This is a genomic window from Sulfurovum aggregans (assembly GCF_055385215.1).
In genome coordinates this window covers 649,428-662,745 of record NZ_AP042387.1, presented here as the reverse complement: position 1 = coordinate 662,745, position 13,318 = coordinate 649,428, and the positions used below count along the sequence as shown (strand labels likewise).

The 13,318-nt window shown below is 39.1% G+C and carries 17 protein-coding genes; 16 read left to right on the top strand and 1 reads right to left on the bottom strand.

Annotated features, from left to right (window positions below):
• Positions 1 to 16: 16 nt before the first annotated feature.
• Positions 17 to 313: a hypothetical protein gene (locus ACZ48W_RS03250; RefSeq protein ID WP_464829863.1), complete on the bottom strand. Its 297-nt coding sequence runs from the start codon at positions 311 to 313 to the stop codon at positions 17 to 19.
• Between the two features lie 124 nt (positions 314 to 437).
• On the opposite strand from ACZ48W_RS03250, the gene obgE reads away from it, so the two are divergent.
• The 16 genes from obgE (at position 438) to ACZ48W_RS03170 (ending at position 13,185) form a co-directional block, all read left to right on the top strand.
• Positions 438 to 1,553, top strand: a complete 1,116-nt coding sequence (gene obgE / locus ACZ48W_RS03245; protein ID WP_464829861.1) for a GTPase ObgE — start codon at positions 438 to 440, stop codon at positions 1,551 to 1,553.
• Between the two features lie 16 nt (positions 1,554 to 1,569).
• On the top strand, positions 1,570 to 2,328 hold the full coding sequence (gene proB / locus ACZ48W_RS03240) for a glutamate 5-kinase (RefSeq protein ID WP_464829857.1): 759 nt from the start codon (positions 1,570 to 1,572) through the stop codon (positions 2,326 to 2,328).
• Between the two features lie 49 nt (positions 2,329 to 2,377).
• The gene (gene fmt, locus ACZ48W_RS03235) at positions 2,378 to 3,289 is read left to right on the top strand and encodes a methionyl-tRNA formyltransferase (protein ID WP_464829855.1); all 912 of its coding nucleotides are present in this window, start codon (positions 2,378 to 2,380) and stop codon (positions 3,287 to 3,289) included.
• Positions 3,270 to 3,905 (top strand): biotin--[acetyl-CoA-carboxylase] ligase, encoded by a 636-nt coding sequence (locus ACZ48W_RS03230; protein ID WP_464829853.1) that lies wholly within the window; start codon positions 3,270 to 3,272, stop codon positions 3,903 to 3,905. The genes fmt and ACZ48W_RS03230 overlap by 20 nt, the downstream gene beginning before the upstream one ends.
• Complete coding sequence (locus ACZ48W_RS03225) at positions 3,902 to 4,687, top strand: ParA family protein (RefSeq protein WP_464829851.1); 786 nt, start codon at positions 3,902 to 3,904, stop codon at positions 4,685 to 4,687. The genes ACZ48W_RS03230 and ACZ48W_RS03225 overlap by 4 nt, the downstream gene beginning before the upstream one ends.
• 2 nt (positions 4,688 to 4,689) lie before the next feature.
• Positions 4,690 to 5,559 carry a ParB/RepB/Spo0J family partition protein gene (locus ACZ48W_RS03220; protein ID WP_464829849.1) on the top strand — a complete coding sequence of 290 codons (870 nt, stop codon included), beginning with the start codon at positions 4,690 to 4,692 and terminating at the stop codon, positions 5,557 to 5,559.
• A gap of 62 nt (positions 5,560 to 5,621) precedes the next feature.
• Positions 5,622 to 6,044, top strand: a complete 423-nt coding sequence (locus ACZ48W_RS03215; protein ID WP_464829847.1) for a F0F1 ATP synthase subunit B family protein — start codon at positions 5,622 to 5,624, stop codon at positions 6,042 to 6,044.
• A gap of 12 nt (positions 6,045 to 6,056) precedes the next feature.
• Entirely contained in the window at positions 6,057 to 6,605 is a 549-nt protein-coding gene (locus ACZ48W_RS03210; protein ID WP_464829845.1) for a F0F1 ATP synthase subunit B family protein, read from the top strand.
• Entirely contained in the window at positions 6,606 to 7,133 is a 528-nt protein-coding gene (locus tag ACZ48W_RS03205) for a F0F1 ATP synthase subunit delta (RefSeq protein ID WP_464829843.1), read from the top strand.
• 23 nt (positions 7,134 to 7,156) lie between these two features.
• On the top strand, positions 7,157 to 8,671 hold the full coding sequence (gene atpA, locus ACZ48W_RS03200) for a F0F1 ATP synthase subunit alpha (RefSeq protein ID WP_464829841.1): 1,515 nt from the start codon (positions 7,157 to 7,159) through the stop codon (positions 8,669 to 8,671).
• Positions 8,672 to 8,683: 12 nt separating this feature from the next.
• Positions 8,684 to 9,571, top strand: a complete 888-nt coding sequence (gene atpG, locus ACZ48W_RS03195) for an ATP synthase F1 subunit gamma (RefSeq protein WP_464829840.1) — start codon at positions 8,684 to 8,686, stop codon at positions 9,569 to 9,571.
• A gap of 14 nt (positions 9,572 to 9,585) precedes the next feature.
• Entirely contained in the window at positions 9,586 to 10,986 is a 1,401-nt protein-coding gene (atpD, locus tag ACZ48W_RS03190) for a F0F1 ATP synthase subunit beta (protein ID WP_464829838.1), read from the top strand.
• Positions 10,987 to 11,016: 30 nt separating this feature from the next.
• On the top strand, positions 11,017 to 11,403 hold the full coding sequence (gene atpC / locus ACZ48W_RS03185) for an ATP synthase F1 subunit epsilon (RefSeq protein WP_464829836.1): 387 nt from the start codon (positions 11,017 to 11,019) through the stop codon (positions 11,401 to 11,403).
• A gap of 1 nt (position 11,404) precedes the next feature.
• Complete coding sequence (locus ACZ48W_RS03180) at positions 11,405 to 11,983, top strand: MotA/TolQ/ExbB proton channel family protein (protein ID WP_464829834.1); 579 nt, start codon at positions 11,405 to 11,407, stop codon at positions 11,981 to 11,983.
• Positions 11,984 to 12,370: an ExbD/TolR family protein gene (locus tag ACZ48W_RS03175; RefSeq protein WP_464829832.1), complete on the top strand. Its 387-nt coding sequence runs from the start codon at positions 11,984 to 11,986 to the stop codon at positions 12,368 to 12,370. It begins immediately after the preceding gene.
• Positions 12,367 to 13,185, top strand: coding sequence for a TonB C-terminal domain-containing protein (locus ACZ48W_RS03170; protein ID WP_464829830.1), 819 nt, complete (start codon positions 12,367 to 12,369; stop codon positions 13,183 to 13,185). Before ACZ48W_RS03175 ends, ACZ48W_RS03170 begins: the two co-directional genes overlap by 4 nt.
• Positions 13,186 to 13,318: the final 133 nt, after the last annotated feature.

The following is a 13,318-nucleotide window of genomic DNA, read 5'->3' as shown; positions in this document are numbered from 1 at the left end:
CTTTTATCCTCTTATATCATTCCTCATCAACAACAACCAGCAGATGTCTGCATTTATTTCGTCCTAAGAACCAACCATTATTATAATCATGGTTATTGTTAAATAAGCGATGTGATTTCGTATAGTTCCCTTTGGCTGTGGTACAACCGTCCCGGATACCTTTCTGATAGTCTGATGAGAGATTTATACCGAAGAAGATATCGTTATAATAATAACCATTTTCATGGATAGGCAGTTGATCGGATGTGCAGGCTGTAAAAAGGGAGAGAGAAGCAACAAAGAAAATGCTTTTGGCCATTTTTATATTTAACATCAGTATTCCTCTCCTGCAGTTTGGAAAATTATATCAATAATTTCCCTAATTTAGATATAATTCCATAATTTATTTTCTCTTTTATCATTAAAAGAGAGTTTTTATATTCATAAAGGTTTAATATATGTTCGTAGATAGCGTAGAACTGACTATCAGTTCAGGTAAAGGTGGTGCGGGTGCCATCTCTTTTTGGACGGAGAAGTTCGTAGTAAAAGGCGGCCCTGATGGCGGAGACGGTGGCCGTGGAGGCTCTGTCTTTTTTAAAGTAGACAATAATACAGATACTCTATCGGGACTTCGTGGCCGTAAGCATATCAAGGCTGAAAACGGCCGTCCCGGTGAAGGCCGTAAATGTTATGGACGTAAGGGACAGGATACTACTATCACAGTACCTCCGGGTACAACGGTCGTAGATATGGAGACAGGAGAAGAACTTTTGGATCTTGTCACAGAGGGTGAAGTTGTAAAGTTTCTTGAAGGCGGTAAAGGAGGACTGGGAAATATGCATTTTAAAAATGCAAGTAACCAAAGACCCACTTATGCACAGCCTGGTTTACCCGGTATTACCAAACATGTAAGACTTGAGATGAAACTTATTGCAGATGTAGGACTTGTAGGATATCCCAATGTAGGAAAGTCCACACTTATCTCCACACTTTCAAATGCACGACCGCAAGTGGCGAATTATGAGTTTACCACACTTACGCCAAAGTTAGGTGTGGTACATATAGGGGACTATGATTCATTTATGATGGCAGATATCCCTGGTATTATTGAAGGTGCAAGTGACGGCAGAGGTCTGGGATTGGAATTCCTGAAACATATTGAAAGAACAAAAACCCTGCTTCTTATGATAGATGCAGCCAATTACAGAGAGATGAAGTATCAGTATGAGACACTTTTGGTAGAGTTGCAGCGTTACTCTGAAACTTTGGCAACAAGAAAACATGCGATTGCCATCACAAAGATAGATTCACTCTCACAAGATGAGGTCAATGAACTCACAAAGACTTTCTTGTCAGATATCGGTTTAGAAGCAAATGATACTTTGAACCGATATAAAGAAGACAGCAATTATATAAGTTACGGATTTAAGACAGATTTTGGTGTGGAATTGCCGCAAGAGAAGCCGCTTTTTGTACTTCCTATCTCTTCTGTGGCACACTTGAATACAGAAGCGTTACGTTATGCTTTAGGTGATTTTGTAAAAAATGTCAAAGAAGAAGAACAAGAGGCATAGGGGGGGGGAGATCAGGATGCACCGTATTGTTATCAAGGTCGGCTCCCATGTCTTAACAGAAAACGGAACTATAGCAAAGAGACGTATGTTGGCACTGGTACAGCTTATAGCTGAACTTAAAGCACATAAGTATGAAGTGATCTTGGTAAGTTCGGGTGCTGTTGCAGCAGGTTCTACACTGCTTCCTTTAGACAGGAATTCGGTTGCCAATAAGCAGGCACTTGCTGCGATAGGCCAACCGCTTTTGCTTAAAATGTATCAGGAGAAGTTTGCAAAATTCGGTCTGCTTTGTTCACAAGTACTTCTGAGTGCAGATGTTTTTGAATCTGATAAACATATTATACATGCAAAAGTAGCTATTGATACACTGTTGGAAAACAGTGTTGTACCTATTATCAATGAAAATGACACAGTAAGTATCGAGGAGCTGGTCTTTGGTGATAATGACAGACTCTCTGCACATGTTGCACACTATTTTGATGCTGAACTGCTTGTTATCCTGTCTGATATCGATGCTTTTTATGACAAAGATCCCAACCAGTATCCTGATGCCAAGCGTAGAGCGGTAGTGAGTACTATCCTGGAAGAAGAACTCAATGCAGAACATACACCGAACAATGAGTTTGCCACAGGTGGTATAGTAACAAAATTACAATCTGCGGATTTTCTTATGAAGCACGGCAGAGCAATGTTTCTGGCAAGCGGATTTGATCTTTCTGATATACGGTCTTTTCTGGTAGAAGGCAAACATATCGGCGGGACACTCTTTCAATAATAGTCAGAAAAACCCTGCATATATAATAAAATATTTATAGGTGACAGAGATGAAAAAAATAGTTTACATGGGTACACCCCACTATGCAAAAGAGATATTGGATACACTTATACAGGCAGAAGATATGGAAGTCGCTTTGGTTTTGACACAGCCGGATCGTCCTGTAGGCCGTAAAAAAGTATTGACTCCTCCTCCTGTAAAAGTTTTGGCAGAGGAACATGGTATTGAGGTTTTACAGCCAAACCGTCTCAGTGATGAGGGGATTGAGGAGGCAATAAAGTCTGCTGATCCGGATTTTATTATTGTGGCAGCATTCGGACAACTGCTGCCAAGGAGTATATTGGATATTGCACCATGTATTAATCTGCATGCTTCTTTGCTTCCTCAATATAGAGGTGCTTCACCGGTGCAGCAGTCTTTACTGAATGGTGATGAAAAGACCGGTGTGACCTCCATGCTTATGGAAGAGGGATTGGATACAGGAGATATTCTTGAAAAAGTAGAATTTGTCATTCCCAAAGATATAAGACTGCATGCCCTGATGCAGCAGCTTACGGAGGATGCCTGCAGTTTAACACTGAGTACAATTCGTCATTATAAGAGTATTACTCCTGAAAAACAGGATGAAAAGCAGGCAACACTTTGTAAAAAGATCAAAAAGAGTGACGGGGAGATCAATTTTAAAGATGCAAAAGAGATCTATAATAAATATAGGGCATTTGAAGGATGGCCGGGGATCTTTGCTCCTAATGGTACAAAGTTTGATGATGTTACACTGATAGATACCCAAGAGGTTCATCAGGCCTTTGAGATACTTTCATTTGAAGATGAGAGTGTGATCGTCGGATGCAGCAGAGGCTCTTTAAAAATAGGGATCATACAACCTGCCTCCAAAAAGGCAATGTCTGCCAAAGCATATTGTGTCGGAAGAGGATTAAAAGTTGGAAATACAATTCTTTGAAAGACTCCCCTCAACACAAAAATATTTGATAGAGAAGATACGTATAGGTGAATTCTCTGCTCCTATAGCGGTCATTGCATCTGAACAGAGTAATGGTGTGGGTAGTCGTGATAATGTCTGGTCAGGAGGCAAAGGAAATTTTTTTGCTTCTGTTGCGGTAGAATTAGAGGATCTTCCTTTGGATCTGTCTCTTTCATCTGCTTCTATCTACTTCTCTTTTATCATGAAGAAAACTTTAGAGTCATTAGGTGAAAATATCTGGTTGAAATGGCCAAATGACTTCTATAAGAATGATGATAAAGTAGGCGGAACGATCACAAAAAAAATAAATGATATTCTGGTATGCGGTATCGGAATAAATTTAAAAAATTCGCAAAATGGCTATAGAGCCTTGCAGTGCGATATCACACCTGAAATATTACTGGAAAATTACCTTACAGCACTTCAGAAATTTCCAACATGGAAGCAGATTTTTAGTGAGTATGAGGTAGAATTTGAACTAAGCAGAAAGTTTTCGGTTCATATTGAAAACTATCAAAAGAGCCTTGCAGACGCCAGTCTATGTAAAGACGGTTCTTTAATTATAGAGGGGGAGAAGGTGTATAGTTTACGATGAGTGAAGTGATAAGTATAGCCAACCAAAAGGGTGGTGTAGGAAAAACAACAACAGCAGTAAACTTGGCAGCTTCCTTAGCTGAAAAAGGTAAAAAAGTACTTCTTCTGGATATAGATCCACAGTCCAATGCGACTACCAGTCTTGGGTTTAACAGAAATGATTATGAATTCAATATCTACCATGTGCTTATAGGCACTAAAAAACTCTCGGAAGTGGTACTCAAAACAGCCATAAAAAATCTTAGTCTCGTACCATCTAATATTGGTCTTGTAGGGATAGAAAAAGAATTTTACAATCCTAAAAAGAAGAACCGGGAATTGATCCTTAAAGAGAAGATCAAAGAGATCTCTAAAAAATTTGATTTTATCATTATTGATTCACCTCCGGCACTGGGACCTATTACCATCAATGCCTTAAGTGCATCAGATTCAGTGATTATTCCTATCCAATGTGAATTTTTTGCACTGGAAGGTCTTGCACAATTACTCAATACCGTCAGCCTTCTGAAAAAAACGATCAATCCGAAACTGAAGATCAAAGGGTTCCTGCCTACAATGTATTCCGGACAGAATAACCTATCTAAGCAGGTACTGGCTGATCTGAGTCACCACTTTAAAGATAAACTGTTCCATCTTAAAAAAGCAAAAGAGTGTATTGTTGTACCGCGTAATGTGAAAATAGCGGAAAGTCCGAGTTTTGGTAAGCCGGTTACTTATTATGCAACGAGCTCCAAAGGCTCTGTAGCCTATAGAGATCTGGCAACAGTGATAGCAAGAGGATAGATATGGCATTGGGTAGAGGACTGGGAGATATCCTTTCTGAAGTAGAAGAAGCATATGAAAAAGATCTGAGCAATATTGACAGTTTTGAACTTGAAGCACAGGGAGCGAAAGTTGAAGAACTGGCTATTGACAGTATTACACCCAATCCTTTTCAGCCTCGTAAACATTTTGATGAAGAAGCACTTACGGAATTAAGTCATTCCATTAAAGAACACGGCCTGCTTCAACCTATTGTAGTGATCGAAAAAGAGGATGGTTACCTTCTTATTGCAGGGGAACGTCGTCTCAGAGCACATAAATTGGCAAAGATACAGACGATCAAAGCAATTATCGCCGATGTGGAGATCGATGAGATAAGACTGCGTGAACTGGCTCTGATAGAAAATATCCAAAGAGAGAACCTTAATGCTATAGAATTGGCGAATTCTTATGCCGAACTGATAGATGTACATAAGATCACCCATGATGAGCTCTCTGCTATCGTACATAAAAGCCGTTCTCAGATCACCAATACAATGCGTCTGCTCAGCCTTTCTCCCTATGCACAGAAACAAGTGGTTTCAGGAAAGATTTCCCAAGGACATGCAAAAGTCCTGGTGGGGCTTGATGAAAAGAAACAGAAGATCATTATTGACAGTATCATCGGGCAGAAACTTAGTGTGCGTGATGCAGAGAAAATGGTCAAGAAGCACAAAGGAAATCTTTCCGGTACAGCAGTAAAAACAACTGCACCCCATTTGCTTGATAAATATGCAGAAGAATTACAGACTCTATTGCCTTTTAAACACAAAATCAAAGCTAAAAGTATTGAGATAAGCTTAACTGATGAGAAAGATATTGAAAACTTTTTAACATTCCTCAAAAAACCCTAAATTTTAACCAACATCTCATCTCCAAAATGATAAAATAATGCGAAATTACACGAGGAGTTTTAATGCTTGACATACATTTACCATTGATGTTGTTCGTCTTGGCTTTATTTCTAACCCTTCTTGTTCTTTTAAATAATATGCTATTCCAGCCCCTGGTCAAGTTCATGGATGACAGGGATAATTCCATAGCAAAAGATTTAGAAGCAGCAAAAGGTCTTAGTGGTAACAGCGATGAACTCAATGCCAAAGCAGATGAAAATATTAGCAATGCTAAAAATGAAGCTGCTGCAATCAGACAGAAAGCGATCGATGGAGAAAAAACATTGGCTGCAAGTAAAGTCGAAACAAAACAGAATGAGTTGGACAGAGAGTATGAAAACTTTGTAGAAAAGTTAGCTGCTGATAAAGAGAACCTCAAAAATTCTCTCCTTTCTCAAATGCCTCTATTTAAAGAGAGCCTCAAAGCTAAGTTCAGCAAACTATAGGAAAGGATGGATATGAAGAAATTAGCACTATTCGCTTTACTCATGGTACCTGCTATTCTTTTAGCCAGCGGTCATGCAAGTGGTGAAGAGAGTCGTTATTTTGCACAAACAGGCAGAGAGAGTGACTATTGGCCAAGAGTCGTTAACTTTACGATCTTCGCGGCACTGTTGTATTATTTGATCTCCAACCCGATCAAAAACTTCTTTAAAGAGAGAAAAGAAGGTATTGCAGCACAGCTTAGAGAAATAGAAGAGAAACTTCAGGCAGCCAAAGATGAGAAAAAAGAAGCACAGGCTCGTTTGGATGAAAGTAATAAGAAGGCAGAGCAGATCATTGAAGATGCAAAGAAAGAAGCAATACTTTTAGCACAGAAGATCAGCGAAGCAAATGAAAATGAGCTGGCTCTTATGGAAAAACAGCTTGAAGAAAAAATGACTTTGGAAGAGAGAAGATCAGCGAGAGAAGCGATCGATGAGATATTGAGTGAGAATATCACAAATGATGATATCATGCTTGATGAAGCTAAAGTTGTTGATATTATTTCCAAGAAGGTGGCATAGATGGAAGAGTTGATCGCTAAAAGATATGCAAAGGCACTTTCCTCAGTAAGTAAAGATGTTGCAAGTATTGCAGAAGTGCTTAATGTATTGACGGAAGCTATTGGTGCTGAAGAGATAAAGTCAGCATTGACTTCTCCTATCATTGCAAGTGAAAAAAAGACAGAGATGATCCTTTCTACACTGGGTGACAAGGCAGATAGTACACTTGTGAATTTTATCAAAATATTAGGTGAGAATAAAAGGCTTGATCTGATTCCCGCAATTGCCAAAGTATTGAATGCAGACTTGCAAAAAGAGTCAAATCAGTACGAAGGTGTATTAAAAAGCAAAGAGTTGCTTGGTGAAGATGAGTTAGGCAAACTTGAGAAAACACTTAAAAAATATACAGGTTCCAAGATTAAATTGACACAGGAAAAAACGGATCTTGACGGATTGCGTGTTTCAGTTGATGATTTGGGTATTGAGGTAAACTTCTCTAAAGAGAGAGTTAAAGAACAGCTAATTGATTTCATTAAGAAATCACTATAGTTATCTAAAGTAAAGGAGTATCAGTGGCAGTTAAATTGCAAGCAGATGAGATAAGTTCAATCATCAAAGAGAGAATCGAGAACTTTGAGATTGATGTTGACATCAATGAAATAGGAAAAGTAGTAGGTATCGCAGACGGAATTTCAACAGTTTACGGTCTTAACAATGTTATGGCAGGTGAAGTTGTAGAGTTCGACAATGGGGCTAGAGGTCTGGTATTGAACCTTGAAGAAGCAAACGTAGGTGTTGTTGTTCTTGGATCCAGTGCAGGTATTAGAGAAGGTATGAGTGTAAAAAGAGCCGGTGAACTTCTTAAAGTTCCTGTAGGTGACGGACTTATGGGTAGAGTTGTAAACTCTCTTGGTGAAGCTGTAGACGGTAAAGGTGCTGTTGAAGCAACTGAGCATAGATTTGTTGAAGAGAAGGCACCGGGAATCATGGCTAGAAAATCTGTTCATGAACCGCTTCAGACAGGTATCAAAGCGATTGATGCACTTGTACCGGTTGGTAGAGGTCAAAGAGAACTTATCATTGGTGACAGACAAACAGGTAAAACAACATTGGCTATCGATACGATCATCAATCAAAAAGGTCAAGATGTTGTATGTATCTATGTTGCGATCGGTCAGAAACAGTCAACAGTTGCTGCAACTGTAAAAAAACTTGAAGAACATGGTGCAATGGATTATACGATCATTGTAACTGCAGGTGCAGCTGAGTCTTCAGCACTTCAATTCCTTGCTCCTTATGCAGGTGTTACTATGGCTGAGTACTTCAGAGACAATGGCAGACATGCAGTTATTTTCTACGATGACCTTTCCAAGCATGCGGTTGCATACAGAGAGATGTCATTGATCCTAAGACGTCCTCCAGGAAGAGAAGCATACCCGGGAGATGTTTTTTATCTTCACTCAAGACTTCTTGAAAGAGCTGCAAAAGTAAACGATGAATTAGGTGCTGGTTCAATTACTGCATTCCCTATCATTGAGACACAAGCAGGTGATGTTGCGGCATATATCCCGACAAATGTTATTTCTATTACTGATGGTCAGATATTCCTTGAAACAGACTTGTTCAACTCTGGTATCAGACCGGCGATCAACGTAGGTCTTTCAGTATCCAGAGTTGGTGGTGCTGCCCAGATCAAAGCAACAAAACAGGTTTCTGGAACATTAAGACTTGACCTTGCTTCATTTAGAGAGCTTCAGGCGTTTGCACAGTTTGCATCTGACCTTGATGACTATACAAGAGGTCAGCTTGAGCGTGGACAAAGAATGGTAGAAGTACTTAAACAGGGACCATATTCTCCAGTGCCGATTGAGAAGCAAGTTGTGATCATCTTTGCCGGTGCAAATGGATACCTTGATGATATTCCTGCATCTTCAGTAACAAAATTTGAAGCTGATCTTATGCCATTTATGGAAGCAAAATATGCAAATATCCTTGATGCGATCAGAAATGAGAAAAAGATCTCTGATGAAACAGAGGCGGAATTACGTAAAGCTATCGAAGATTTCAAAGCTTCATTTGCAGCGTAAGAAAGGCTAATCATGGCTAATTTAAAAGAGATAAAGCGTAAGATAGGGTCTGTTAAGAATACACAGAAGACCACTAACGCTATGAAGCTTGTCTCTTCTGCAAAACTGAAAAGAACAGAAGAACTTGCTAAGCGTTCGAGAGTGTATGCTGCTAAATTGACAGAACTCTTAAACGAGATCGCTCAAAAAATGCAACAGTCCAATGCCGAAGGTATTGATAATGTCTATTTTAGGGATATACAAAATCCTAAAAAAGTAGATATTATCTTTATTACTGCAGATAAAGGGCTTTGTGGTGGTTTTAATTCACAAACGATTAAAAGAACCACTCAACTTATTGCTGACTATAAAGAGCAAGATGTTAAAGTTCGTCTTAGAGCTGTAGGTAGAAAAGGAATTGACTTCTTTAAATTCAACAATGTTGATTTAAATGATGAGATCATCGGACTTTCTGCAGCACCGGATTTTAAGACAGCTGCAGAATTTATTTCTGAAGTATCTGAATCATATGTAAACGGTGAGACAGATAAGATCATTTTAATTCATAATGGTTATGTCAATATGATCACACAAGAGATCAGACAAGATCAGGTATTACCGGTGGATACATCTAAGTTAGAGTTTAATACTGTATCAACATCAGAACTTGAAGTAGAACCGGATGACGACGATACACTTCTTGATGCATTGGTGAAGCGTTATGTTGAATATACCATGTACTATTCACTTATCGATTCATTGGCTGCTGAACATTCTGCCCGTATGCAGGCTATGGATGCAGCAACTAAAAATGCTAAAGACATGGTTAAAGAGTTAAATGTTAAATATAACAAAGCAAGACAAGAAGCTATTACTACTGAGCTCATTGAGATCATCAGTGGTATGGAATCAATGAAATAATTAGAGGAGAAGAAATGACAGGTAAAATAGTACAAGTCTTAGGTCCCGTTCTAGATGTGGATTTTACAGACTATCTACCGGAGATCAATGAAGCGTTAGAGACAACATTCATGGTTGACGGTAAAGAGCAAAAATTAGTTTTAGAAGTAGCGGCACAACTTGGGGACAACAGAGTAAGAACGATTGCTATGGATATGAGTGAAGGTGTTGTAAGAGGCCAGGAAGTGAAAGCAACCGGTGACTCTATCAAAGTTCCTGTAGGTGAAGAAGTTCTTGGACGTATTTTTAACGTAATTGGTGAGCCTGTTGATGAAGCTGGTGAAGTGAATGCAAAAGAGTACTGGTCAATCCATAGAGATCCACCACCATTTGAAGAGCAAAGTACAAAGACAGAAGTATTTGAAACAGGTATCAAAGTAGTTGACCTTCTTGCTCCATATAACAAAGGTGGAAAAGTTGGGCTATTCGGTGGTGCCGGTGTTGGTAAAACGGTTATTATTATGGAGCTTATCAACAATGTTGCAATGAAACACTCCGGATACTCAGTATTTGCCGGTGTTGGTGAAAGAACACGTGAAGGGAATGACCTTTATTACGAAATGAAAGAGTCAAACGTACTTGACAAAGTTGCACTGTGCTACGGTCAAATGAGTGAACCTCCTGGAGCACGTAACCGTATTGCTCTTACTGGTCTTACCATGGCTGAGTACTTTAGAGATGAGATGGGTCTTGATGTATTGATGTTCATCGATAATATCTTTAGATTTGCACAATCAGGTTCAGAGATGTCTGCACTTCTTGGCCGTATTCCTTCAGCAGTTGGTTATCAGCCGACTCTAGCAAGAGAGATGGGTGCCCTTCAAGAGCGTATTACATCAACAACTAAAGGTTCAATTACATCTGTACAAGCAGTATATGTACCTGCGGATGACTTGACTGACCCGGCTCCTGCGTCTGTATTTGCTCACTTGGATGCAACAACAGTACTTAACAGATCTATTGCTGAAAAAGGTATTTATCCTGCGGTTGATCCATTGGATTCAACTTCAAGAATGCTTGATCCGCAAATTGTTGGAGAAGAACATTATAATATTGCAACAGGTGTTCAGCAAATTCTTCAAAAATATAAAGATCTTCAAGATATTATTGCGATCCTTGGTATGGATGAACTTTCTGAAGATGATAAACTTGTTGTTGAGAGAGCAAGAAAGATCGAAAAATATCTTTCTCAGCCATTCCACGTTGCTGAAGTATTTACTGGTTCTCCAGGTGTATATGTTACACTTGAAGATACGATCGAAGGATTTAAAGGCCTTCTTGAAGGTAAATATGATGATATGAACGAAGCGGCATTCTACATGGTAGGAAATATGGCTGAGGCTATTGCTAAAAACGATAAGATCAACGCTAAGTAGTTTTAGCTTTTGCTCTTATAAAGGATAATTATGGAACTTATGAAGCTAGAAATAGTCACACCGAACGGTGTGATCTTTGATGCTGAAGTAAAACAGGTAACATTACCGGGTGCTGAAGGTGAATTTGGTGTCCTGCCAAAACATGCGACTTTGGTATCGTTGCTTGATACAGGTGTGATCGTCATTGAAAAAGCAGACGGAAGTGAAGTGGCAGTTGCTATCAACTCCGGTTATGTAAAAGTTGATGAAGAGAAAACAACCTGTATCGTTGATGGTGCAGTTGCTCTCTCTGGTGATGACAGTGACCTTGCTAAAGCACTTGAAGCAGCAAAAGCACTGCTCAAGAGCACAGAAGCCTCTAGTACTGCTATCGCATCTGCGGTAAGCAAAGTAGAGCAAATCGGAAAGTCTTTCTAAATTGGGATCTCTCCTGGATTATTTCATAGACAGCAGTGCAATCACTATTTTTGTACTGCTTCTGCTCTCCGGATATTTTATTGTGACATTCTGGGTATTTTTAGATAGATTCACTATTCTGAATTCACGTATTGCCTCAGAAGCGAAATCACTCAAAGAACTCTATACAGGCCAGTCAAAATCAGTGTCCAGCAATTCACTTATTTTTACTTATCTGAGTCGTGTCAATACTCCTAACAAAGCCATATTGGAAGCAGCGTCTTCTGATGCGATCCGTGTTTCTACCAAAGGTTTGACCTGGCTTTCAATCATCGCATCCACTTCACCTTTCATCGGTCTTTTCGGTACGGTCATAGGGATACTTGAAACATTCTCTAAATTAGGGACACAGTCCAGTGCATCTTTAAGTGTAGTAGCCCCTGCTATCTCTGAAGCTCTCATTGCTACAGCAGCGGGTATTGCTGTAGCGATCTTTGCCTATACTTTCCATTTGATCCTGAAACGTAAAGCATATGAACTCTCTTCACTTCTCTCTTCACAGTCAGAAGTGATCCTTTCTCAGGTCAATGAGGAGTCATAAATGTTCTCTTGGGATGATAGTCCGGATCTGAACATTACGCCTCTGGTGGATGTGATGCTGGTTCTCATGGCGATTTTGATGATTACTGCCCCTACGATCACTTTTCAGGAACAGATCGCTCTGCCTCAGGGCTCTAAAACAGTGAAAGTTACAAAAACCAAAACACTTACGATCCGAATGGATAAGAATCAAAAAATATATTTGAATAAAGATACCTATTCTTTGGATACTTTTGCAGATGATTTTGTGAATCAGTCTGTAAAGTTCGATAAAGATTCTGAAGTCTATATACGTGCAGATGAACAGCTGAAATACAAAGATGTGATGTACCTGCTTAAAAGCGTCAAAGCAGCAGGTTTTGATAAGGTATCACTTATAACTTTATGATGGATAAATCTCCAAAATTCATATGGGGTATCTTGGCTTTCGGTATCTATTTTGCCGTTGTCGGGTTACTCATTTTCTATTTTAATACACGTAATGAAAAGAAGCCTGTACATTATGTCAAAAAAGATGAACATCGTATTCAGGTGGCACTTTCTGCACCTGAAAAAGCTAAAAAACCAAAACCTAAGCCAAAACCAAAGGTTAAACCAAAACCTAAGCCAAAACCAAAGGTTAAACCAAAACCTAAGCCAAAACCTAAGGTTAAACCAAAACCTAAGCCCAAAAAAGTGCTAAGGAAAAAGGTCGTTAAAGAGAAGATTGTAAAAAAAGTCATAAAGAAAAAAGATGAAAATCTTACAAAACCAAAGAAAAAAGCTTTGGATCTCTTTGCAAATGTCAAAACATCCAAAAAAAGGGATATCATTACAGTAAGTGATAAGCCTATAAAGACAATGCCGAAAAATAATCTCATAAAGGTTACTGACAAACCTGTGAGTGCAAGTGAACGTATCAGTCATGCACTCAAAATACAGAAGAACAGTGACAGCGGAGTGGAAAATACGTATTTGGCAAAAGTACAAAGTATGTTGGAAGATTGGCCTGCACAAAGTGAGTATGTAGGAGAGAAAGTGAAAGTCCTGTTATTCATAGATCCTACAGGGTCATTTGAATTCAAACTCAAGACTGCTTCGAATAATGAAGATTTCAATAGAGGTCTGATTGAATATCTGGAGCAGTTGCAAACTATAGGTTTCGGGCCACACAGAGGTAACCGAACATATAAATTCGAAGCAGAATTCATAGCGAAAGAGTAGAGTGGCTGGATGTATAAGAGAGTCATAGATATTGTGAAAAACAGAATTAGGGCATATTGAAGGATCTGTTTGTTTTTCTGAAGCATAAAAGCCAAAACTTAATATAGAACTGTTATCGTATGTATATTACGTT